The sequence below is a fragment of the Salicola sp. AFF1 genome, assembly GCF_056783195.1.
In genome coordinates this window covers 163,279-186,522 of sequence record NZ_JBXAYL010000003.1, presented here as the reverse complement: position 1 = coordinate 186,522, position 23,244 = coordinate 163,279, and the positions used below count along the sequence as shown (strand labels likewise).

The 23,244-nt window shown below is 61.6% G+C and carries 22 protein-coding genes; 11 read left to right on the top strand and 11 right to left on the bottom strand.

Translation table 11 applies throughout. The features are described from left to right. Positions 1 to 24 precede the first annotated feature (24 nt). The 4 genes from AC1RQI_RS03545 to AC1RQI_RS03530 all read left to right on the top strand — a co-directional run bounded on the left by AC1RQI_RS03545 (position 25) and on the right by AC1RQI_RS03530 (position 4,668). Positions 25 to 1,248, top strand: coding sequence for a porin family protein (locus AC1RQI_RS03545; protein WP_481903673.1), 1,224 nt, complete (start codon positions 25 to 27; stop codon positions 1,246 to 1,248). An 11-nt stretch (positions 1,249 to 1,259) separates the two neighbouring features. After that, positions 1,260 to 1,655, top strand: coding sequence for a hypothetical protein (locus tag AC1RQI_RS03540; protein ID WP_481903672.1), 396 nt, complete (start codon positions 1,260 to 1,262; stop codon positions 1,653 to 1,655). Between the two features lie 220 nt (positions 1,656 to 1,875). Next, the gene (locus AC1RQI_RS03535; protein ID WP_481903671.1) at positions 1,876 to 2,649 is read left to right on the top strand and encodes a substrate-binding periplasmic protein; all 774 of its coding nucleotides are present in this window, start codon (positions 1,876 to 1,878) and stop codon (positions 2,647 to 2,649) included. A gap of 57 nt (positions 2,650 to 2,706) precedes the next feature. After that, entirely contained in the window at positions 2,707 to 4,668 is a 1,962-nt protein-coding gene (locus AC1RQI_RS03530; protein WP_481903670.1) for a methyl-accepting chemotaxis protein, read from the top strand. A gap of 29 nt (positions 4,669 to 4,697) precedes the next feature. Here the strand turns inward: AC1RQI_RS03530 and thiI are convergent, their stop codons facing one another. After that, positions 4,698 to 6,200 (bottom strand): tRNA uracil 4-sulfurtransferase ThiI, encoded by a 1,503-nt coding sequence (gene thiI, locus AC1RQI_RS03525; RefSeq protein WP_481903669.1) that lies wholly within the window; start codon positions 6,198 to 6,200, stop codon positions 4,698 to 4,700. Positions 6,201 to 6,277: 77 nt separating this feature from the next. On the opposite strand from thiI, the gene ppnN reads away from it, so the two are divergent. Together ppnN and AC1RQI_RS03515 are read left to right on the top strand one after the other, a co-directional pair. Further along, entirely contained in the window at positions 6,278 to 7,657 is a 1,380-nt protein-coding gene (ppnN, locus tag AC1RQI_RS03520) for a nucleotide 5'-monophosphate nucleosidase PpnN (RefSeq protein ID WP_481903668.1), read from the top strand. 121 nt (positions 7,658 to 7,778) lie between these two features. Next, on the top strand, positions 7,779 to 8,990 hold the full coding sequence (locus AC1RQI_RS03515; RefSeq protein WP_481903667.1) for an HD-GYP domain-containing protein: 1,212 nt from the start codon (positions 7,779 to 7,781) through the stop codon (positions 8,988 to 8,990). Positions 8,991 to 9,042: 52 nt separating this feature from the next. On the opposite strand, the gene AC1RQI_RS03510 is transcribed toward AC1RQI_RS03515, so the two are convergent. The 3 genes from AC1RQI_RS03510 to AC1RQI_RS03500 all read right to left on the bottom strand — a co-directional run bounded on the left by AC1RQI_RS03510 (position 9,043) and on the right by AC1RQI_RS03500 (position 11,212). Then, entirely contained in the window at positions 9,043 to 9,687 is a 645-nt protein-coding gene (locus AC1RQI_RS03510; protein ID WP_481903666.1) for a hypothetical protein, read from the bottom strand. 33 nt (positions 9,688 to 9,720) lie between these two features. Continuing rightward, positions 9,721 to 10,740: a hypothetical protein gene (locus AC1RQI_RS03505; RefSeq protein ID WP_481903665.1), complete on the bottom strand. Its 1,020-nt coding sequence runs from the start codon at positions 10,738 to 10,740 to the stop codon at positions 9,721 to 9,723. A 130-nt stretch (positions 10,741 to 10,870) separates the two neighbouring features. After that, positions 10,871 to 11,212, bottom strand: a complete 342-nt coding sequence (locus tag AC1RQI_RS03500; protein ID WP_481903664.1) for a c-type cytochrome — start codon at positions 11,210 to 11,212, stop codon at positions 10,871 to 10,873. Positions 11,213 to 11,349: 137 nt separating this feature from the next. On the opposite strand from AC1RQI_RS03500, the gene AC1RQI_RS03495 reads away from it, so the two are divergent. Next, a complete protein-coding gene (locus tag AC1RQI_RS03495) occupies positions 11,350 to 12,492 on the top strand; it encodes an enoyl-CoA hydratase/isomerase family protein (RefSeq protein ID WP_481903663.1) in 1,143 nt (380 codons plus the stop codon). A 9-nt stretch (positions 12,493 to 12,501) separates the two neighbouring features. Here the strand turns inward: AC1RQI_RS03495 and AC1RQI_RS03490 are convergent, their stop codons facing one another. The 3 genes from AC1RQI_RS03490 to AC1RQI_RS03480 form a co-directional block, all read right to left on the bottom strand. After that, positions 12,502 to 13,185, bottom strand: coding sequence for an ankyrin repeat domain-containing protein (locus AC1RQI_RS03490; RefSeq protein WP_416632839.1), 684 nt, complete (start codon positions 13,183 to 13,185; stop codon positions 12,502 to 12,504). A 67-nt stretch (positions 13,186 to 13,252) separates the two neighbouring features. Continuing rightward, a complete protein-coding gene (locus AC1RQI_RS03485) occupies positions 13,253 to 15,352 on the bottom strand; it encodes a tRNA(Met) cytidine acetyltransferase TmcA (RefSeq protein ID WP_481903662.1) in 2,100 nt (699 codons plus the stop codon). 2 nt (positions 15,353 to 15,354) lie between these two features. Beyond that, on the bottom strand, positions 15,355 to 15,738 hold the full coding sequence (locus AC1RQI_RS03480; RefSeq protein WP_416632841.1) for a DUF2237 family protein: 384 nt from the start codon (positions 15,736 to 15,738) through the stop codon (positions 15,355 to 15,357). A 62-nt stretch (positions 15,739 to 15,800) separates the two neighbouring features. Here AC1RQI_RS03480 and AC1RQI_RS03475 point away from each other — a divergent pair, with 62 nt between their 5' ends. Further along, complete coding sequence (locus tag AC1RQI_RS03475) at positions 15,801 to 18,044, top strand: ATP-dependent helicase (RefSeq protein WP_481903661.1); 2,244 nt, start codon at positions 15,801 to 15,803, stop codon at positions 18,042 to 18,044. A gap of 4 nt (positions 18,045 to 18,048) precedes the next feature. Here AC1RQI_RS03475 and AC1RQI_RS03470 read toward each other — a convergent pair whose 3' ends face one another. Next, positions 18,049 to 18,396 (bottom strand): DUF4870 family protein, encoded by a 348-nt coding sequence (locus AC1RQI_RS03470; protein WP_416632843.1) that lies wholly within the window; start codon positions 18,394 to 18,396, stop codon positions 18,049 to 18,051. Between the two features lie 18 nt (positions 18,397 to 18,414). On the opposite strand from AC1RQI_RS03470, the gene AC1RQI_RS03465 reads away from it, so the two are divergent. Next, positions 18,415 to 19,434 (top strand): cytochrome c oxidase assembly protein, encoded by a 1,020-nt coding sequence (locus AC1RQI_RS03465; RefSeq protein ID WP_481903660.1) that lies wholly within the window; start codon positions 18,415 to 18,417, stop codon positions 19,432 to 19,434. After that, on the top strand, positions 19,431 to 20,030 hold the full coding sequence (locus AC1RQI_RS03460) for an SCO family protein (RefSeq protein WP_481903659.1): 600 nt from the start codon (positions 19,431 to 19,433) through the stop codon (positions 20,028 to 20,030). Before AC1RQI_RS03465 ends, AC1RQI_RS03460 begins: the two co-directional genes overlap by 4 nt. Here the strand turns inward: AC1RQI_RS03460 and AC1RQI_RS03455 are convergent. The 3 genes from AC1RQI_RS03455 to mqo all read right to left on the bottom strand — a co-directional run bounded on the left by AC1RQI_RS03455 (position 20,015) and on the right by mqo (position 22,775). Beyond that, positions 20,015 to 20,296, bottom strand: a complete 282-nt coding sequence (locus tag AC1RQI_RS03455; RefSeq protein WP_481903658.1) for a hypothetical protein — start codon at positions 20,294 to 20,296, stop codon at positions 20,015 to 20,017. The genes AC1RQI_RS03460 and AC1RQI_RS03455 overlap by 16 nt on opposite strands. After that, the gene (locus AC1RQI_RS03450) at positions 20,293 to 21,213 is read right to left on the bottom strand and encodes an esterase/lipase family protein (RefSeq protein WP_481903657.1); all 921 of its coding nucleotides are present in this window, start codon (positions 21,211 to 21,213) and stop codon (positions 20,293 to 20,295) included. Before AC1RQI_RS03450 ends, AC1RQI_RS03455 begins: the two co-directional genes overlap by 4 nt. An 80-nt stretch (positions 21,214 to 21,293) precedes the next feature. Further along, positions 21,294 to 22,775, bottom strand: coding sequence for a malate dehydrogenase (quinone) (gene mqo / locus AC1RQI_RS03445; protein WP_416632848.1), 1,482 nt, complete (start codon positions 22,773 to 22,775; stop codon positions 21,294 to 21,296). 238 nt (positions 22,776 to 23,013) lie between these two features. Between mqo and AC1RQI_RS03440 the strand changes: the two genes are divergently transcribed. Beyond that, positions 23,014 to 23,241, top strand: a complete 228-nt coding sequence (locus tag AC1RQI_RS03440) for a hypothetical protein (RefSeq protein WP_416632849.1) — start codon at positions 23,014 to 23,016, stop codon at positions 23,239 to 23,241. The last annotated feature ends 3 nt before the right edge of the window (positions 23,242 to 23,244 follow it).

The following is a 23,244-nucleotide window of genomic DNA, read 5'->3' as shown; positions in this document are numbered from 1 at the left end:
GCAAACACGCAACGGAGCACAACAATGAAACAGTTTCCCACCAAGCAATCCCGTCTCGCGGTGTGCCTGCTGATCGGCGCTGGAGTGACCGGTGCCCAGGCGCAAGAAGCGCAGGGAGAACGACTGGACCGCCTTGAGAGCGAGCTGGAACGCCTTCAGGAAGACATGCGGGCGTCCCGCGACAGGGACTTTCGCATCAACGGCTTCATGAGCACCGGCTATGCCCGCGCCAGCAATGACGCGGGATACGCTGGGATCACCGAAGAGTCTGACGTCCGGTCACAAACGCTGTTCGCGGTTCAGGGCACGTTTGACCTGAATGACCAGACCAAGGCCACCTTCCAGCTGCTGTCCCGGGGAGAACCGAAAGCGACAGGGGGCGATCGATGGGAAACCCAGCTGGAATGGGGCTATGTGAGTCACAAGATGGACAATGGCCTGCGCCTGCGTGCCGGTAAAATGCGCACTCCCCTTTTCATGTACTCCGATTCGCTGGATCTGGGGTACGCGCAACCCTTCGCCAAAGCCCCTGATGCCGTCTATGACCAGGTGTCACTGAGCTCCTTTACCGGCGCAGACGCGACCTATAACTTTGACGTGCTCGGCCAACCGATCCGCACTCAGGTTTTTGCGGGGCATAGCGAAAATCAGGATTTGTCCGGAGGAACGGAGCTGCGCAACACAGCCGGCGCCGTAGTCTCCTGGACGGATTACACCTGGACAGTACGGGGCGTCGCCGCGCGCGCCGATCTCTCGATTGTCAATCTTCTGGCAGGCACCCCTTCCCCTCTATCAATTGACGACCAGGACGGCAAGTTCTACGGACTGGGTATTGAGTACGAACAAGGCAACATCATGGCGGTTTCGGAGATCACCCGGCGCGATACGGATGGGGTCTTCCCGGAGCGCGATGGCGCCTACGCCACTCTCGGCTACCGTTTCGACAGCGTCATGCCCTACGTCACCTACGCGTGGGTGGAAACCCAGGATGACGACAAGCGCCCTGTCGCTCCAGCGAGTCCCACAGCCGCGCTGGCAGCCCTCAACGAAAAGCGTGAGGATTACAGCCTCGGCGTACGCTGGGATGTGATACCCGGTATTGCGCTCAAGGCGGACTGGACCCATTCAAGAGCCTTTGGGGACACCTCCGGCGGCTTGAGTGGTAACGCTGTGAGCTTTGCCAGAGGCCAGGGCAACCGCTTCGACCACACCAACGTCTACACCCTGAAGCTCGACGCGGCCTTTTAAGGAGACCCGACATGAAGACACTGCGCATGATTGCACTCGCGGCCCTGATGGCGGCGCCGCTGGCCAATGCTGACGTCGTGGTCATTGCCCATCCGGATGGGCCCGATAACCTCTCTGAAGGCGACGTCCAGGACCTGTACCTCAACCGCAGCAACGCCGCCACGCCCTTTGAAATTGCCGAGGGCAGTGAGGTGCGCCGCGAGTTTCACGACTGGATTACAGGGCGGAGCAACTCCCAGCTCAAATCCTTCTGGGCGGAGCAGACCTTTACGGGCGAAGGCGAGCCTCCCACTGAAGTCAGTGACTCGCAACGGATGGTCGATGAGGTAGCCGCCACGCCGAACAGTGTGGGCTATGCCGACCCTGCGGACGTTGATGAGTCCGTGGATGTTATCCTGAAACCCTGATGCCCTCTTCCCAACCGCCTCACCGCCTCCAGCGGTGGGCGGTTGCTGACAGACAACACCCCTTGCCAAAACCAGCCGGAACGACGCCCCGAAATATGTTGTGAAAGCAACTAGCAATCTCGTATTTCATTAGCAATCCTACATTAAAGACCAACGATCCTGGAGCAGCCCTATGGGACCCTCAACGCCCAATGATGGTGTAAGGCGCTGCCGTTGTTGCTTGACCGCCGGAACAAAACCGACCCTGGGCGTCTTGATCCTTCTCCTGCTGCCCCCCTCACTCAGCACCGCCTGCGAGCTGCGCATGGGCTGGGAGCCCTGGAAGCCTTACCAGTACCAAGACACAGACGGTCACCTGAAAGGACTGGATATTGAGCTGATGCGGGCCATGGCCGACCAGGCCGGCTGCGAGCTGACACTGGTTGAGCAACCCTGGAAGCGTCACCTCCGGAACCTGAAAAAAGGACGGGTCGATATCGCGGCAGGCGCGGATTATTCCCCGGACAGGGCCGACTACGCCTACTTTTCGCGCCCTTACCGTACCGAGTCCGTTGATCTGTTCATGCGCCGCGGCGAGGCCGACGATTATGAACTCAAAGGCCTTCGTGACATACGGGACCAGGACCTTGTGGTCGGCATCACCAGGGGCTACGACTACGGCAAGCAGTTTGCAACCATGAAGACCCTGCCCGGGTTTGAGGAGCACATTGAGGCTGCCCGCAGTGATCTGCTGAACTACCGGAAACTGGCCCGCAAGCGCCTGGACGCCATACTGGCCGACCCTCTGGTCCTGAAGGCACAGGTCAGGGGATCGACCTTTGAAGACGCCTTTGAAGCCCACCCCCTGCGGGTCAAACAGGCCCCCATCTACATCATGTTCAGCCGTGAATCAACCTCGAAAGAGCTGGTGCAGCGTTTCAACAAAGCCCTGGAGACCATCACCCAGACCGGGCTCTATGATCGCATCCTGAACACCTACAAGGCTGCACGCTAGCCCGAAACCCTGCTACCTTGATTACATGGCCCATGCACTGGTTTCGGGGGAGCAACCATGACCATTACACAGAAGCTGGTACTGACGTTCACGCTTGTGCTCATTGCAGTGATCGCCAGTGTTTCGGCTCTCTCCATTTACCAGGCCCGCCAGACTGCGGAACAGGACGCGGTACGAGCCAGCCGCCAGCAGATTGAGCAGATTGATCATTCCATCACCCAGTTTTTCCAGACCATGCGCAAGGAAGCCAGGTTCCTGGCCTCAGAGCCGCTCCTTGCACAGTCCGTGGGCTCGCTCAGCCGTTATCTTGAGGCCAGCCAATCCGGCCGGATGACGCCCCTGGAAAACAGCGAGGCGGAAGCCCAGCTGTACCGGCGTTTCAAGCGCTATGCGGAGGCCAAGGGCGGGCTGGCCTATGGCTACTTTGGCAGCCGCAAGGGGGAGTTCGTCCAGTGGCCAATCGGCGACAGTGGCGCACCTTACGACCCCCGTGAACGGCCCTGGTACAAACAGGCCAGCAACGCCTCCAGCGGCAGTGTGATAACCGACGCCTATTACTTTGAAACCGACGACACCAGCATGGTCAGCGTTGCCCATGAAGTCCGTGATGAGAGCGGGGATCTGGCGGGTGTGATTGGCATTGATGTGTCTCTGCAGGGCCTGATGGAGATGGTGAACAACATTGAGCTGGGCGAAGCCGGGCGCCTGGTGCTGGTGGAGGACGACGGCACCATCCTTGCCAACCCCCTGGCTCCGGAGACCAATTTCCAATCGGTGGGTGAGCTGGATGACACAACGCTCCAGCAGCTGAGCAGCATGGAGGAGGGCAGCCGGACCGTTGAAATGGACGGCACGGCGTACCAGGCGATCGTGTTCACCTCCCCAGAGCTGGAATGGCAGTTCATGGGCCTTATCCCCAGGGCCGAGATGATGGCCGGCGCCAACAGGCTGGCGTGGCAGATTGCCATTGTGGGCGTCATCGCGATACTGATCTCCGCGGGCATCGCGATCGCTGTCGCCCGCATCATGACCGCTCCCATCCGCAAGGTAACCAACCGGATGTACGACATCGCGGCTGGTGAAGGCGACCTCACGCAGAGGCTGCCGGAAGACACGAACGATGAGATCGGCCAGCTGTCACGCCAGTTCAATGCCTTTGTACAGAGAATGCACGAGACCATCCAGGAGGTGGATGGAACCACCCAGAGCCTGGCTTCCGCCGCTGAAGAGCTGAACAACATCGCGAGCCAGACTCGCCAGACCGTGGAACGCCAGAGTAACGAAACCGATCAGATCGCCACCGCCATTAATGAGATGACGACCACGGTTCAGGAGGTATCACGCAACGGCAATGAAGTAGCCGACGCCGCCTCGGATGCGGATACCAAGGCCAGGGAGGGCGGTGCCATTGTGGCCGATAACGCCACCGCGATGGAGACGCTGGGTACGGAGCTGGACGACATGACGGCGGTTGTGGGGCAGCTGTCGGAACGCAGCCAGGAGATCAAGACGGTATTGGATGTCATCCACTCCGTCACCGAACAGACCAACCTCCTCGCCCTCAATGCCGCCATTGAAGCGGCCCGCGCGGGTGAACAGGGCCGCGGCTTCGCGGTTGTTGCCGAAGAGGTCAGGGCGCTCGCCCAGCGCAGCAGTAAATCGGCTGAGGAAATCCAGGGCATCATCGACGGTCTGATCACGGAAACCAACAAGGCCGTCGAAACCATGAAGCAGGCCAAGGAGCGCTCCAACGAGAACCAGGAGCGGGCCTCAAAAGCCAGCGAATCACTGAATTCCATTGAAGCCTCGGTCTCGACAATCAGCGATCAGGTTACACAGATCGCCACAGCGGCCGAACAGCAAAGCCAGGCCGCCGAGGAAATCAACCAGAACGTTACCCGCATTGTGGAGGCGGCCCAGGAGAGCAGCTCCGGGACCGAGCAGACCAACCGCGCCAGCGACGAGGTCGCCTCCATGGCGGAGCGCCTCCGGGAGGTTGTCGGCCAGTTCCGCATCTGACAGCGCACCGACCGCCGGTCCGGGCTGGCTCAGCCGCCCGGGTCGTACACCACCACGTTGTCGTAACCTTCCGCCAGAAGGTGGCCGGCGTGCAGCGTGCTCATACTGCCTTCATCGCAGTAGAGGAGGTAGCGGTTGGCGCTGTCCAGCTCACCAAAGCGCTGGTTCAGCTCGTAGAAGGGAATGGCGTGGCTCTCGTTGTTGGTCAGCGTTAGCGGCGCATCCGCCGCCTCCCCGGGGTGACGGATGTCGATAACCACGTCTCCCGGCGAAGGCGTACTAACACGCGGCACGTCATCAACCCCCACCTCGCTTTCCAGCATCTGGTCCACGGGAGTCATGGTCCGGTTGGCTACCGCTGCATCCAGCACCGCGTCATCAAAGAAGGCTTCGTCGCGCTCAATACGGCCCTTCTTCGCCCGGGTGGTCGGGCGATCCGAGATCACGCCACAGTACTCGGGCATGTTCGCGGCCATCCAGTAAGCGCCAATCCGGTCAGCGGTGTTGATGATCTCTTCCTTGTTCATGAACACCAGCGGGCGCATCACCAGCATGTCCGTGCTCTGGTCGATAACACCAAGGTTGAGGGGCGTCTGGCTGGACACCTGGGAAATACTCTCGCCGGTCACGAGACCGGACATGTGCATCTCATTGGCGATGCGTTCGCCCGCCCGCAGCATCAGCCGCTTGAGCACAACGCCCCGGTACGCATGGTTGATGCGGGTCATCAGCTCGCCGACCACGCCCTCGAAGGGCACCGAGATCATGTAGACGCGGTGGGAGGATTCATAGTCCGCCCAGAGGTGGCGCACCATTTGGCGGACCCCGGCCTCATGGGCAGTGCCGCCAAGGTTGAAGAACAGGAAATGCGTCTGGAGGCCGCGCCGCATGGCCATATAGGAAGACACGGCGGAATCGAAACCGCCGGAGATCAACGACAGAACCGGCTCCTGGGTCCCAATGGGGAAGCCACCCTGGCCCGGATAGCGCCGGCGCACCACGACCATGCTCTCGCGCTTAACCTCCAGGTTGACCGGCACCTCCGGGTTCTTGAGGCTCACCCCGGCGGCCTCGGTATGGTGGAGCAGATGGCCACCCAGGTACTGTTCCAGCTGCTGCGAGCTGAAGCTGTGTTCCCCACGGCGTTTAACGCGCACGGCGAACGTCTTTCCCGCCAGCCGCTCCCGGTACACATCCGTCACTTTCTCGGCGGCATCCTCAAAGCTCTGCCAGGGCAGATCGTCCACCAGCAGGATGAACTGGGAACCAGGCATGCGCTGCAGGTAATGGACAACCCGCTCGGCCAGCCCTGCGCCCTCGCCATGGTCCTGCTCGCGCCGCTGCTCCGCTTCCGGGTCCTCTCCCGGAACGTACACATCGATCCGGTCCCAGCCCGGGCGAACCTCGATGCGTTCATCGATCTGTCGCATCATACGGCGAACATTGCGCCGCATCTGGCGCAACTGCTTGCGCCGTACGGGATCGGACTTAACCGCCATTTCCGGCGAAATCTTGATGAGGTAATGGACCATGGGCAACACTAGTCGGTTTGGATCACGTCCTGCTTCGGCAGGAGGGTGATTTTAACCGACACCAAAGGCCAAACACTATGTCCAGACACGGCATTCACGCGCGCGTCTCCCCTGAAGGCAGTCTCGAAGTCCTGTCCAGCAAGGAAGTCAACCAGCTCAAGGACGACGGTGAAGGCGGACTTTACCGCCTTTTCCGCCAGTGCGCGCTGGCCGTGCTCAACAGTGGGACCGTCAGCGACGACAGCAAGGCCATCATGGAGACCCACCATGACTTCGACCTGGCCCTGCTGCAGCAGCCACGCGGCATCAAGATCGAGGTCCGCAACGCCCCTCCCAGCGCCTTCGTTGATGGCACCATGATCCGGGGCATTCGCGAGCACCTGTTCTCGGTACTGCGCGACATCGTCTACGCCAACGCCATCCTCGCCACCGCCAGCTGGTACGACGCGGATAAATCCGAGGACATCACCAACCTTGTATTCCAGGTACTGCGCAACGCCGAAATCCTGCAACCCGAGCAGGAACCCAACATCGTGGTCTGTTGGGGCGGCCACTCCATCAGCCGCGATGAATACGACTACACCAAGGATTGCGGCCACGAAATGGGCCTGCGCGGGCTCGACATCTGCACCGGCTGCGGCCCGGGCGCCATGAAAGGCCCGATGAAGGGCGCTACCATCGCCCATGCCAAGCAACGCATCGACAGCGGGCGCTACATTGGCATCACCGAACCCGGCATCATTGCCGCCGAGGCGCCGAACCCGATCGTGAACGAACTGGTCATCATGCCGGACATCGAAAAACGCCTGGAAGCCTTCCTGCGCTCCGGCCACGGCATCGTTGTCTTTCCTGGCGGCGCCGGCACCGCCGAGGAAATACTCTACCTGCTTGGCGTTCTGATCGATCCACGCAATGCCGACCTTCCCTTCCCGCTGATCCTCAGCGGCTCGAAGGACAATGCGGATTATTTCCGGATGATTGATCAGTTCATCCGCAACACCCTCGGCGATCAGGCAGCTAACCGTTACCGGATCATCATCGACGATCCGGAAGAAATGGCCCGGGTCATGAATGAGGGCATGCAGGCCGTACGCGACTACCGGCGCGAGCACCGGGACGCCTACTACTTCAACTGGATGCTCACGGTCGATCCCATCTTCCAGACCCCGTTCGAACCCACCCACGAGAGCATGCGCGCGCTCGACCTCAGCCGCGACCAGCAGCCCCATCACCTTGCCGCCAACCTGCGTCGTGCCTTCAGCGGCATTGTGGCCGGCAACGTCAAGACTGAGGGCATCCAGCAGGTCGAGGAACACGGCCCCTTCGAGATTGAAGGCGACCCCGAGTTTCTGGAACCGCTGGAAACGCTGCTCAACGCCTTTGTGGAGCAGAACCGGATGAAGCTGCCTGGCCAGACCTACAAGCCCTGTTACCGGATCATCGAAAAGGTGGAATAAGCTCAAGCGCCTGGAGCCCTACAGGATGCCATCCGGGCTTACAGCCTGTTACAGCCAGAGTATGCCTTCTGGACGGACAGCGCCTATTATGGAGGGGACTAGCCTCGGAAAAAGCGTTCATATGATCAAGCGTCTACCCGTTCAATCACTGCGGGTCGGGATGTTCATCACCGACCTCAACAATGACTGGATCCCGCACAACAAGGAAAAGCGGCGCGGCTTCATCCGCCGTGATGAAACCATCGCAGGCATCCACAGAATGGGCGTTCAATACGTCTACATTGATACTGCCAAGGGCCTGGACAGCAATGACGCCGAGCCCGCTTTCGAGGTTGATCGCCGCAAAGAGGCTGATCTTCAGGCCGCGGGAGAATCAGCTCCCTCAGATGTCAAAGCTGCCCCCTTCGAGCAGGAAATGGAGCGCGCCCAGAACGTTCACAACCAAGCGCAGTCGATGGTTGATCACCTCATGCAGGACGTCAAGCTGGGCAAGGCGGTGGACGTTGCACCGATTCATGACCTGGCTCACGATCTCAAGGCATCGGTGTTCAGCAACCCCAACGCATTAAGCGCCCTGGGGCGGATACGCGAGAAGGACAATTACCTGCTTGAGCACTCCGTGAACCTGAGCGTGCTCATGTCCGTGTTCGGCAAGGGACTGGGCCTGGCACCGGATGTCATGGAACAGATCATCGTGGGCGCTTTGCTGCACGACATCGGCAAGATTCTCACCCCCGATGAGATCCTCCATAAACCGGGCAAGCTCACGAGTCGTGAGTTCGAGGTTATGAAAGAACACGTTGCCCATTCCCGGGACATTCTGATGAACAGCGAAGGCGTGGGCGAGATGACGCTGCTGACGGCGGCCGAGCACCACGAACGGCTGGATGGCACCGGCTACCCCGCCGGGCTGTGTGGTCATGAAATCTCTCAGTATGGCCGCATGGCGGCCATTGCGGATGTCTACGATGCGATCACGGCGGACCGTGTCTATCACAAGGGCATCACCCCCACCCAGGGGCTGAAGCGGCTCCTGGAATGGAGCGGGGATCACCTCGACCCCCACCTGGTCCATGAGTTCATCCGTTGCCTCGGGATCTACCCCGTGGGCAGTGTGGTCCTGCTTGAAAGCGACCGGCTGGGCATCGTCATGGAGACCAACCCAGAGGATCAGCGCCTACCGGTTCTGCGCCTGTTCTACAACACACGCCTCCGCCAGCACATCACCATTGACCGTCTGGATCTGGCCGCGCCCGGCACCCAGGACCGGATCGTCAAGGCCATTGATCCGCGAGACTATAACCTGGATACCAACCGGATAATGCCTCTTTAGCACCAAATGCCAAGCCGCTTGGAGCTCCTAACAAAGCCTTAATCTTGAAACTTTAACCACTAGGGGAAGAGCGGTTAAACGGCGGATTTAGCGCCTTGGGGCCTGTGTCAGCAGGGCCACCATACACCCTCTCAATATAGTCATTGGCTTGGCCAACCCCTACCTCTTGATCTCCTTTTTTTCTGAGGATCATGGAGATTTTGGGGTCTTCGCACCACTCCCTATTTTTTACCCATACGGAATTAAATACTTCCGAGGTCGGGTCCAGAACCATGTTACTACAGCTCGAATACCCATTATTCCAAAAATAGTTACTCCAAAATATATTAAAAATAAATGGCCCCAACGCAGCAACAATAAGAGCCCCAACAACTCCATACTGACACCACTTAAGAACACCCTTAACGATACTTCCCTCTCTGGGCAGTCGCCCTACCCAAAGCCGGCAAGAATTTTCAACAATCATATACACCAGACTAATAACCAGACAAACCGCACAAAACAACAACGATGTCGTCATTTTATTAAACACAAAAATACTGGTATCAGCCTCAACACTCTGAAAAACAGAGACAACCATATCCCTAAAATAAAAAAGAGAAATAACGCTCATCACCACAAGAATCAGAGCTGCAAGCAACAACCTTAAAACGTAAAAAGACCGAATTTCTGACACCCCTTCGTTAAACTCCTTCATTTACCCCTTATACGCTACACTCTAAACTATCATTCACCTACCCAAACGAGGCTGATAGTCAAAAATACGTCGTGCCAGTCTACGAAGCTCGTCTTCAACGTGATCCTGAACTTTTTCGACAACCCACTCCCCAGACTCATCAACAAAGTAGTAGCAAAAATCGACGATTTCACGCTCCACTCGTTCTTTTGTCTTTTTCGCTACATTCTTGGCATTCCGGTATTCTTTATGGAACTCAGAAGACCACTCATCATAAGTGTCTACCATCGATTCAATCACCAAATCGGTTAGTTCTCCTTCCCTATCGACTTGCGACATTACGACACCAGCCACTATGCTTACAACAACACCTATTGCGATAGGTATTACCGCAGTAGAAAAGACAGGAACCATAGCCATATAAGCCAGATACCCCGCCACAGCCGTCAAAGCTGCTTTCACCAAATCAGAAGATACATTTAAAATGAAGTTATCCCAACCAAATCTCGGATCAAAAACCCAGGCGTAACCATTCAAGGTCACAGAAACAGCAACCGTCACATAAACATGGCTTTTAGCAACACTTCTAGCGCCATCCAGGCCAATCCCAAACTTAATAATCTTAGGACTTCGAGCCGAATAAAAAGTTCCTCTTATCACTCTTCGAAGCTTGTGATTCCCCTTGAATATAATATATTTTCGTCCATTCCTGATCGTTGTCCGGTATTCGCCCAGAATATTGCCGGAACGCTTAAAGTCACGCATTAGGATAGAAAGGCTGACAGTATCGCGAGCCAGGGCTACGGCATTGGAGGCGTGTGCCTTGATGAGCTGGAAGGTTTCATTGCCCGAAAGCTCGCTATATCGACGGTTGATCTCGTCATCACTATTTCCTTTTCGACGCTGCTTTGCAATCCACAGTTCGATAACCTCTTCAGACGAAAGCACAAAGACATCAACGTTCCTCTGATTTCCCGGGTCACGGAAATCAGAGCTCAATTCTTTACGGATTCGTTCTTTGCGAGCCTGTTGCTTTGCGGTATGAACGCGATTCTTGAGAAGGGGGGTAGGCATCTTGGAATCTCCCTATTCGCTGGATTCAGGGGCGTCCCGCCCCAATTGGTCGCAAAATAGTATACTGGTTATACAACCGTGTTGCCAATAACCAAATCACGCCACTCATCTCTCTCACACTTACATTATGCTAATCCTCACCACCCGTACGAGGCATGGCCGCATAGTACGCCGCCAGATCCCGCAGCTTTTGCTCGGAAAGGCCCGAGACCTGCCCGTGCATCACCGTTGCCTGGCCGCCGCGCCGGTCGCCGTTCTGGTACGCCTTGAGCGCCTTGAACAGGTAGCCCTCGTTCTGGCCGGCAAGGGAAGGATAGCGGTCCACCGCTGCAATGCCGTCACTGCCATGGCAGGAGGCGCAACTGCCGGCCAGGACCTCGCCGGCCTCCGGATCGCCAGCCGGTGCCTGCCCTACAAAGAAAAATACCAGGGTCAACGCGACCGCCGCTACAACCGCCAGGACACTCCGCATGCATACCTCCCATAGTCTCCAACGCCGCATTATAACGGCTGGTGACGCCCATGCACCGCTCGATTGGTCCCCCGGCGCAATTCCGGTAGGATAAGAGCCCGTAGTCAACGGCGAGCACGGTTACAGGAGGCATGCCCATGGGCGCCGATACAGCGCAGAACCAGGCGGAAGACACCGTCCTCTTCGAGAAGCAGCCATGCCGGGAGGGCGCGCTCGGGCTTATTACCCTCAACAATCCGCGCAAGTTCAACGTCCTCACCCTGCCAATGATCCAAGCCATCCAGCAGCAGCTCGATGCCTGGGCCGAGGATGACGAGGTGTGCGTGATCGTGCTCTGCGGTACCGGCGACAAGGCCTTCTGCGCCGGTGGGGATGTGCGCTCGGTGCACGATGCCATCAAGGATGCCAACGGCCGCCCTGGTAACGACGGTGAGCGGTTCTTCGCCGAGGAATACCGCATGGACTACACCATCGCCACCCACCCCAAACCCGTGGTGTGCTGGGGGCAGGGTGTCGTGATGGGTGGTGGCCTGGGCATGATGAACGCCTCCCGCTATCGCCTGGTCACACCGGACCTGACCATGGCCATGCCCGAGATCAGCATTGGCTTTTTCCCGGATGTTGGCGCCAGCCGCTTCCTCAACCGCCTGCCGGGCAGCATCGGCATGTTCATGGGCCTGACCGGCGCCACCCTGAACCTGGCGGACGCGTTGCGCGTGGATCTGGCCGACTATGGTGTGCCCAATGGTGGGTTCGAAGAGATGATGGGATACCTGCGGGACCAGGCCTGGACCCGCTCCCCGGAAACCAATGACCGCCACCTGCTGGAGATCCTTCAGGGCTTTGCCGGCCAGTACCAGCTGGACCTTTCAGATTCGAACCTGGCGCATCACGAGCAGTTCATCAGCCGGGTCTGCCGGGGCCGCGATGTGGTTGCAGTGGTTAACGCCATCCTCAACACCGAGGCGGAGTCCGACTGGTTCCAGGCCGCTCAGAAGAACCTGCGTGACGGCTGCCCGGTATCCGCCCACATTGTGTTCGAACAGCTTCACCGCGGCCTGCAGCAGAGCCTGCGCGATATCTTCATGATGGAACTGATGGTCGCAGTGCACTGCGCCCGGCATCGCGATTTCGTGGAGGGTGTCCGGGCGAGGCTGATCGACAAGGATCATGCCCCGCGCTGGACGCATAAAGACGTGGCCAGCGTGCCGACGGGCTGGATCCGCTCCCACTTCACATCCCCCTGGCCGGAGGGGGAGCACCCGCTGCGGGACCTGTAGCCGCCGGGCTCAGTTGCCCCCGGCGTTATTGAGCATCATGACCAGGTCGCGATTGCCGTTGTCCCGCGCCACATCCAGCGCGGTACGGCCCTTGGGTGACTCGTAGTGCACGTCCGCTCCGGCATCCACGATCACCCCCGCAAGCAGCAGGTCATTGCGGGCGACCGCCCGCATCAGCAGGGATTGCCCCTGTTCGTTGACCGTGTCCACGTTCGCCCCGGCACGCAGTAACCGGTTTGTGGTTCCCAGGTGGCTGTTCAGCACGGCGTAGGTCAACGGCGTTTCCCCGGCCTCACTGCGTGCGTTCACATCAGCGCCGGCGCGGATCAGCATGTCCACGATCCGGCGCTCACCGGCAGCGGCAGCCGCCATCAGCGGCGTAATCCCGCCTTCCAGGCCACGCTCCGGGTCCGCTCCCTGGCGCAGCAGATACCAGACCGCTTCTTCATGGCCAGCGCTGGCGGCCTGGTAGAGTGCCGTGCCCTTCGGCCCCATGGCGTTGACCTTTCCGCCCTCCGCCACCAGTGTTTCCAGGCGGCTCTGGTTGCCTTCGGCAGCGGCTTCCATCAACGCCGTACTGGCATCCGTCCGGGTTTCGGTGCGGTCAGGCCCAGGGGAACTGCCGCAGCCAGCAAGCGCCAGAAAGCCCAGCAGCACAAGGGCTGGCAGTGGATTCAGGGTGCGGGAACGCATGGGTCACTCCGGGAAAAAGGTTTGACTCCATTGTTCGCGGATCGCCTCGCGGATGAAACCGAAGCGGTCACACTCCATTGCCCGACCATTCCTCAACAAGCATTCCCGCCAGCTGTCGCAGCTGCTTCAATCCGGGGCGCCAGCCCACCACAAGCCCTTCATGGCGTAATGAAGCCCAATCCCAGCCCTCAGTAACCGCGCGTTGCCAGAGCTGCGCGTCAGCCCTGCTCCAACGGTGGCCCATGGCGGGCGCCCGGGCGGCCAGACGCACCAGGGGCAACCGCGAAACCGCCAGCTCCCGGAAGCCCTCTACAAACGCCTGGATTTCACGCCGGTCGGCCTCGTCCAGGCCTCCTTCGCCAGCGGTCAGGGCCTCCGGCATCATCACCTCAACGGCCTCCCGCACTTCGGCCTCCAGGCCCACCATCACCGGGCGCAGCCAGGGCCAGTGCACGGCGAACCGATCCGCCTGGGCCTGGCACACTGCCGCTCCCGCACTCGTCAGCGGTTTGCCCAGCATAGCGGTGTGGGTTCCGCTTGCCGCATCACGCCTGGTTCCCAGGCGCAGGAACCGGAACCCTGCCTGGCGCCAGAACGCCAGCAGTTCCGGCGTGGCCCCGAAGCTGACTGCCAGCACATCCATCCCACCAGAGCGGGCCAGCTGTTCCATCGACTGCAGCAGGCGCAACCCCAGCCCCTGCCGACGATACGCCGGGTGCACGGCAATCCGGGTCACGCGCAGGTAACGCCGTTGGGCAGCCTCCGGATCACCCCCCTGGAACGCCAGTGCCTGGGCAACCAGGTTCCCCCGGGGCCGACGCTCCCCCAGCCACACCGAGCGCGCCAGCGCCGCATCCAGGCCGCCTTCGCACAGGCCCCAGGCCACGCCCACCGGCTCCGCCCCCTGCAGAGCGGCCACAATGACCGTATCCGGGTCATCCAGGAGCTGGCGCAGATCATCCGGCGAGGTCTGGTAATGGGCGCTGACCAACAGGCCCATCAAGGCCTTGAGTCGATCATCATCGTTGAGAAGCTCGTCCTGCGGAATGACCCGGAGGGTGATCGGCGCCTCAGCATCGGGGCTGGTCGGCAGGTCCGCGTCCAGGCACAGCAACCGGTTCATCAGGCTTTCCAGCGGATCATCACAGGCCCAGCGGATGGGGTCGTCCAGTACCACCTGCTGCCACCCCGGGTGATGACGCGCCAGAACGCCGCGGAAACGCAGGTCAAAACCCCGGCCCGTGCCTTCGTAGCCATGGACGGTAGTCGCCAGCACTGAAGCCGGCCAACGCGTGGTCATGGCCGTAAGCATCGGCACCGGCAGCATGGCCGCCTCATCCACCATCAGCAGGTCCACATCCGGAGGGGCCCGAAGCAGTTCATCCGGGGCCTGGAAGATAATGTCATCGCGGCAATCCTCGGCGACAAACGCCCAGAAGCTGTCGAGCCCCGACGGACGCGCCGCCGTTACGCCAACGCGCCACCCTTGCGCCCGGACCAGCCGCGTTGCCGCCATGCCCAGGGCAGCGGATTTACCGCGCCCACGATCCGCTCGCAGCACCACGGGCGCGGGCGCCTCTGCCCCGGCGATTGTAATAACGGCCTCAATGGCGCATTGCTGGTCCTCCGTCGGTCCCTCCGGCCCCTGACGCGGCACAGGGGGTGGCTCTGGTTCCCGCAGCCAGGCCTGGGAGGGGGTAACCAGCGCATGGGGCGGCAGCGCCGCCGCCTGGCCGAGCAGCCGCGCCATCCGCGCCAGGAACCGGTACGGGGGCGCATGGTGGCGCAAGCGTTCATAGTCCGGGTCCGGACCTTCCGGCCAGCTGGCCAGTGGCGGAACCAGCCAGATCAACAGGCCACCGCCGACCAGCGCGCCACTGATGGCGCCCAGCCCGGCCGGGTGGGTGCCGGCATGACTGTCCCAGACCACCCGCGACAGGTTCCGGCCCAGCCACTGGCGTGCCTGGGCGCCGCTACACTGGGCCAGGCCCGGAGCCGGCGCCGTATCACCCACCCAGAGGCCTTCCCCCGCCAGGCGTGGCGCGAGCTCCGCCGCAAGAGCACGGCCCCAGTCCGCGGGTCCCGCCAGCACCAGTACGCCCCGGTGCCGCCGCGCCCGGAGCACTGGCAGGGCGGCTTGCAACCACGCCTCGAGTGCCTGTTCCATGCTCAGTTCAGGTCCACCGCGTACGCCTTGAGGGTGGCAAAGTCCACGTACTCAAGCATGGCCTCATGGGTGGCCTGGAGCACCAGGCGGGGCGCGCAGCCGGCCTCGTAGGCCTCCTTCCAGCGCGCCGCGCACAGGCACCAGCGGTCCCCGGGCTTGAGCCCCTGGAAGCCGAAGGCCGGCATGGGCGTGGTCAGGTCGTTACCGCGGGCACTGGAGAATTCCAGGAAAGCCTCGGTCACCTCACTGCAGACGGCGTGCACCCCCTGGTCCTCCGGCCCCACATGACAGCAGCCATCCCGGTAGAAGCCGGTCATGGGGTCATAGCCGCACGCCTTCAGCGGCTCACCCATCACATTGCGCTGGATGCTTTCCGGTTCACTCATACCATTACCCTCATTACCTCTGGTGCCGTTATAATGGACGCCGCCGCCTGAAGGTCCCCCAGATGATGTCACTGACGGACGAACAGAACAGGGTCGTCACCCTCGATAACCAGCATTGCGTGATCACGGCTGTGGCCGGCAGCGGCAAGACCACCACGCTCGCCTGGCGCATCCGTTACCTGCTGGAACAGGGCCATGATCCGGCGCGCATCCTGATCCTGATGTTCAACCGCAGCGCCCGGGCGGACTTTCAGGCCAAGCTTCAGGCCATCACCGCCGGAACACAGCTCCATCTGCCCGAGATCCGAACCTATCATGCCATGGGCCTGCGCCTGTACCGCCGTTTTGTGCGCGAGGGCTATCTCTCCCCTTGGCAGGGCGAGGTTCTGAGCGAACAGGAGGTGAACTACCAAGCCTGGCAGCTGACCCTGCGCTTTGCCCCCGAAGACCTTCAGGACGAGGTCAGGCGCAACAAAAAGGAATTCGTGGAAACAGCCACCAACTTCATCGACCGGGTCAAGACCACCCTGGACAGCGCGGAAACCGTGTTCGACGCCCTCGGCTTTGAGCCCAAGCACCGTTACCTTCTGGACCTCTACCATGCCTTTGAAAACTGGCGGAAGGCGCATCACCGCATCACCTTCGCGGACATGCTCTATGAACCGGTTCTGGCCATGCACCAGCATCCGGAACTGCGCGAGCTGGTCAGCAACAAGATGGACATGGTTCTGGTGGACGAATACCAGGACACCAACGAGATCCAGCACCTGCTGTTGAAGGTGGTGGCCGGTGACCGCGCCCGCGTTACCGTGGTCGGCGATCCGGACCAGACCATTTACGAGTTCCGCGGTGCCCGGCCGGATTTCATCCTTTCCCGGTTCCGCGAGGAATTCCCGGAGCCGGTGGAGCTGAACCTCTCGTACAGCTTCCGGTACGGGCACCGGGTGGCCCTGCTGGCCAACCACCTGATCGCCCACAACCATGACCGCAAGGACGTACTCTGCCATTCCCACCCCGGCACGCCGGATACAACCGTGGAGCGGGAAGAGGTGCGCGAGGATGCGGATGCGGTGGTGCGCCTGGCCGAGCAGCGCCAGGAGGCCGGGGACCCCCTGGAATCCATGGCCGTACTGGTACGGGTCTGGAGCCAGAGCGTGCCCATTGAGCTGCGGCTGCTGGCCCGGGGCGTTCCCTACCGCATCGACGCCCACAAGGGGGCGCTTTTCACCCGTGAGGTGGCGGCACTGATGGATCTGCTGGCACTGGCTGGGGGCGAACACCGGGAGCCGGGGGACGCGGCCCGGGCACAGCGGCGCCAGTGCTTCCAGAACCTGCTGCGCTTCCCCCACTGCGGGCTGAAGGAGCAGGAGCTCAACGCCATGGCCGACCAGCTTGCCGCCTTCACCCGGGACTGGGGCCAGGTGCTGCAACAGCTGGATACCAGTGACTGGAAACCGTTGCCCGCGCGCAAGATGCGCAAGCTGGGCGAAGCGCTGGCAGCGCTGGAAAGCAGCCGCCAGCCGGCCCACCGGGTCCTGGAGGCCTATGCCAGCGAAACCGAACTGTTCGAGGGCATCCGCAGCCTGGCGCTGAGCCATGAGCAGGCGGATGAACGCATCGGGATCGTGGCCGGGCTCCAACGTTACCTCGCCACCCTGAACCTGGACGCCGCCACCGCCCTGCGCCACCTGCGGGATCTCAAGGCGCGGGCCGGCTCCAACCAGCAGGCGGGCGTGCACCTGGCCACCATCCATCGCACCAAAGGGCTCGAATGGCCAGTGGTGGTGATCCCCGGCCTGCAGGAAAAAACCTTCCCTTACACCGCCCGCGGCAGCGCGGACCTGGACGCCCTTCTGGAGAGCGAACGGCGCCTGCTCTATGTGGGCATCACGCGCACCAGGGAGCACCTGCACCTGCTGACCACGGACGGCTCGGACCCGGAACGCCTGCCCAGCCGCTTCGTGGCGGAATGCGCCGTCGGGCTGAGCCGCGAGCTGGGCGAGGCGCTGTCAACAGGGAGTACGGGGACCGTGGCCCTGACCGCTCCCACCAGCCGTGTGGCCCGGCGCTATGCGCAGCTGCACAACGTGGCACTGGATGCGCCCTCACCGGAGGACACCCGGGAAACCAGCACAGCCCCGGCCCGCCCCATCTGGGAAGCCCGGGAAGTGGACCATGTGCTCTACGGCCCCGGCCACGTGATACAGGCCACCGACACCGCCTTCGAGGTCCGGTTCCACTCCGGCCGGAGCCTGCAGTTTAGCAAGAAGAGCGCGCACCTGTACTTCCAGGCCCTGTCCTACTGACCCCTCAGCCAAAGAGCCAGCTGGCGGGGTTGGGGTGGGCCCGCCCTTCGTTCAACGCCACCATGCCCTTAACACAACGGATGACGAACCAGACCACGGCCCAGATCAGGACCAGCCAGCCGATCACGATGGGCATGGTGATGATGGAAATGACGGTATAAAGCAGCCCGATCCAGAACGTACGGATCTGGAAGCGGTAATGGGTCCGTAGGCGTTCATCGTCCACTGAGGCGTTCACATAGGCCATGATCACACCAACAATCGCAGTCACACCGGCGATCAGGCTGGCCAGGTAGAGCACATAGACGATCATCGGCCAGGTCTTGTCGAATGCGGTATCGGGTTCAGTCATCGGTGGGGTCCCTGACGGATGGATGGAATCCGGGTGGCCTGGATCAAGCCACCCGCCGGCTTCAGTGTAGCGGCGCAACACCCTGGCCGGCCAGCTCTGGATCAGCGCTTTTCAACCCTCTGCCCGGTGCAATACCACGGCCGATTCGCTACCATTGCGGTCCGTAACACGTCTCCATCCGGTGGCCTGATGAGCTGGTACGAGTACCTCCTACCCTACGACTTTTCCCCGCTGACGCTGATCGCGTTTGTGGTGGTGCTGACGATGTATCTGCAGGGGCTCTGTGCGCTGCCGGCAACAAAACGCCCCGGGGCCCTCCGGATCTTTACCTTCCTGCTGGGGCTGCTGCTGTGCTACGCCGTGATGCACACCCGCTTCGACTACTATTCCCAGTACATGTTCTTCATCCATCGCGGCCAGCACCTGGTGCTGCATCACCTGGGCCCGCTGCTGGTGGTGCTGTCCAACCCGCTGCCGATCATGCGCTTCTGGGCCCGCCAGCTTCCCGGCTGGCTTGATCCCGTGCTGTGGCCGGTGAAGCAGGCTTACCGCGTTCTGCAGCAGCCTTTGATCGCCGCCACACTGTTCGTGGGGCTGATCTATCTATGGCTCACACCGGAGCTGCATTTTGATGCCATGCTCAGCCGTCCCCTGTATTGGGTGATGAACTGGTCCATGCTGCTGGACGGGCTGCTGTTCTGGTGGCTGGTCCTGGACCCACGCTCTCCCCACGCCGAAAGGGTCCTGGGCTATGGCAAGCGCATCATCCTGCTGGTACTGGTCATTCCTCCCCAGAGTGCCATCGGGGCCTGGATCCTGTTCTCGCGGGACATGATCTACGACGTTTACGAGGTCTGCGGCCGGGCATGGCCCATGGCGCCGGAAACCGACCAGATGCTGGGCGGGATCCTGACCTGGATACCGCCAGCGATGATGAGCGGTATCGCCATCCTGATCGTCATCGGCCGCATGATGCGCGATGACCGTAACACCGGACAGACACTGAAGACGGACGAAGCCGGGGAGGCCCACGCATGAACCAGACCCTCCGGACCCTGAGCGTTCTGGGCATACTCCTGATGCTTGCCGGTTGCGGCAGCAGCGGCCCGGACTGGCACGCCAAGAACATCCGGGGCCTGATGCCGGAGCTCGAGTTCAAGCTCACGGCCACCGACGGCAAGCCCTTCACTCCTGAAGACAGGGCCGGCCAGATCCGGTTGCTGTTTTTCGGCTTCACCCATTGCCCGGACATCTGTCCGGCAACCATGGCACGGCTACAGAACGCGGTGAACCAGATGCCGGAAGGCATGCGGGATGAGGTGACACTATTGTTCGTGAGCGTGGATCCAAAGCGGGATACGCCGCAGCGCATCGGCCAGTTCGTGGATTTTTTCGGGGACAACATCGTCGGCCTGACCTCGGACGAGGCAACCCTTCGCGCCCTGGCCAAACGCTATCGCACCACCTTCGGCTATGGTGAGCCGGATGATGAGGGCCACTACGACGTCTCACACAGCAGCGCGGTCTATGTCTTTGACGGCCAGGGGCGGGCCCGGCTTCTGATCCGCTCGGACCAGTCCGTCAACGCGATCAGCGAGGACCTGGAGACCCTGGTGCGTCAGGGGCGCGACTGAAGCCCCAGTCCGGCCACCGCGTTAACACCACGCCCCGCAAACGCCACGCTCCGGTAGGAGAGGCGGCTGATCCCGTGGTGCATCAGCCGTACCGGCACGCTCACCGGGCGCACGACGGGGATGGCTTCCAGTATCCGGAACGTCTCGTCGGCAATGGATAGATGGATGCGTTCCAGACCCAGCGCTGCCTCCGCCACGCTGATGCCTGCCAGATCCGCCACGCCAAACCACCAGCGCGCGTTGGCTCGGGCTTGTTCGGTGGTCATGTCAGCCACTCCGTCAGTTGCCGGGCCACCTTGGGCTCATGGGCGAGCCGGACATGGTGGATCCCGGGAAAGTTCGCGACCCCTGTCAACGCCCAGCCGGAACGCTCATCGCCCCGGGCGCTGCCCTCCTGCACCAGGCCATCCCCGAAAAGCGCGTTCACCGGATGCGGCTGGTTGCGCGCCAACAGCCCGGAAACCACATAATGGGCCGCGCCTGGCAGCAACGGCGGCGCCTGTACGTCCGGTGGCGTCACCTCTCCACGGGAAAGGTTCCGTATTCCCTCACTGCGCAGGTCAATGAGCTCACCGGCCACCCGCAGGTAATCCTGTGGCATGGCCGTCAGGCGTTCGGCGGCCCAGTGGGCACCCCGCGCCAACCAGGAGCCGTCATGAGGAGAGCCAATGTACACGCAGCTGCCAACACTGTGGCACCACTGGTCCCCACGCTCGCGCCCCTGATGGCAGGCCGCACGCACCACAAGCCCCCCCATGCTGTGACCAACAAGAATCAGGTTGGCCACAGGCACCGGCCAGTTTGCCACCAGTGCCTCCAGCTCCTGGGCCAGAAGTTCGCCGTTGCGATGGATGGCTAGGCCGGTGTTGTAGCGCAGGGAAAGCGGGGTGGCGTCCAGCTCGCTCGCCAGTTCCGTTGCGTAGGTGCGCCGGGGGTCATCGCGATAACGCCAGACGGATTCCAGCTCCGTCAGGCCATGGACCAGGAGCACCACTGTGCTCGTGGCGCCCGGAACCTCAGGGGTGCTGGTATCCAGAAAACGCCCGCCCCAGCGCACCTGCATCGGCAACGCCAGCGGATGCGCCCGACTCTGGAGCCAGTCGCCGAGAAGGCCGGACGCAATGGCGGCGGCGTGTTCACGCCAGCCCGGCCCATTGGCTCTGGTGACCGTATCGCTCGTCATGATCCCCTAGTGTACAGACCGTGTCTTCCCGGCACCTGGCCCAGCAGCCTGGCCAGCGCCGGCGCCACAGTCACCCGCCGCTACTCGTTCAGCTTGAGGGTACTGAGGGTATAGGGGCGAACCTCGTTGAGAAGCCCCGCCTCATCCTTCAGCGACCGGCCATGGGAGGGAATCATCTCCTTCAGGCGGCGCGTCCACTCGCCATCCTCGGCCATCTGCCCCGGGAAGCAGCGCTCCAGCACGTCGATCATGGCCTTGGCGGCCGTGGAGGCGCCGGGCGAGGCGCCCAGAAGGGCCGCAAGAGTGCCATCACTGGCCGCGACCACTTCGGTGCCAAACTGCAGCACACCGCGGCCATTGGCATCCTTCTTGATCACCTGGACGCGCTTGCCGGCATGCTGGAGCGTCCAGTCATCGAAGCGGGCGCGGGGATAGAAATTACGCAGCGCCTCGACCCGTTCCTCCGGCGACTGGAAGACTTCACCAATCAGGTAGCGGGTCAGGTCCATATTGCTCATGCCCGCCCCCATCATCGAGGAGAAGTTGCTGCCACGCAGGGACGAGAACAGGTCGAAGAAGGAGCCTTCCTTCTGGAACTTGGTGGTAAAGCCGGCAAAGGGTCCGAACAACAGGGCAGGCTCGCCGTTGATGATGCGGGTATCCAGGTGCGGCACGGACATCGGTGGTGCGCCCACCGGCGCCTTGCCGTAAACCTTGGCGTCATGGCGGTGTACAACGTCCGGCTTGCGACACACCAGCCACTGGCCACTGACCGGAAATCCGCCATAGCCCTTACTCTCCTTGATGCCGGATTTCTGGAGCAGCGGCAGGGCGCCACCACCGGCGCCGATGAACACGAAATCCGCCTCCAGGCGCCGGCTGGCGCCAGTGTTGCGATCCCGGCAGGCCACCCGCCAACTGCCATCGTCTTCCTGATGCATGGCGGTGACCGGGTTATTGAGCAGGAGCTCGAAGTTGGGCTTGCTCTGCAGATAGCGGACCAGCGCCCGGGTCAGCGAGCCGAAATCCACGTCCGCGCCATGGCCCACCCGAGTGGCGGCCACTGGCTCCATGGGATCGCGGCCGTCAGTGATCAGCGGCATCCACTTTTCGACGACCCGTGGGTCCTCGGAGAATTCCATCTCCTGGAACAGATGGTGGGCGCTCATCAGTTCATGGCGCTTGCGCAGGAAATTCACATGATCCTTGCCCCATACGAAGCTGCAATGGGGCGTGGTATGGATGAACTCCTCGGGATTCAGCTCCCCCTTGCTCACCAGGTAGGACCACAGCTGGAGCGAAACCTCAAAGGCCGCATTAATATCCAGGGCACGGTCAATACTGATATTGCCCTGCTCATCCTCGGGCGTGTAGTTCAGCTCACAGTAGCCGGCATGGCCGGTTCCCGCGTTGTTCCAGCCGTCAGTACTTTCGTTGGCAACATGGTCGAGGCGCTCGACCAGCGTGATATTCAGGGAAGGATCAAGCTCCCGGAGGATCACCCCGAGAGTGGCACTCATTACGCCCCCGCCTACGAGGACGACATCCGTGGTGGTCGTCATGAACACACTACCTCAGCCTTTTGGGCGACACGGTGCCGCATGGTAACAGATGTTGACGGGTAATTTCCCGGCACCGCGCAAAGATTAACGGGAACCCCTGGGTTCGGGTATTCAACCTTCGTAGTAGAACGGCTGTGACACACGGACACATTCTGGTAACGAAAGCACCGTATAAGCAGGCAGTAACCCGCGCCAGAATGGATGAACAAAGGGTTGTCGCGATCAGCACGAGGTCGGTATGGCGGTCAACGAGGAAACACTGGAACGCATCCAGGGCTACAGCATCGTCCGCATCACTGAAACGGACGGCCAGGGCAAGCCGGGGCTGGAAACCTATGCCCTCCGGCATGAAGCCGGGGGGCAGCTGGATGAATTCGCGGACTACGTGGACGCGGTGAGAACGCTCAACCGGATCCTCTTTCCGCTACCGGGACTCCCGGAAACCAGCCTGCACCAGGCCGGCTGACGG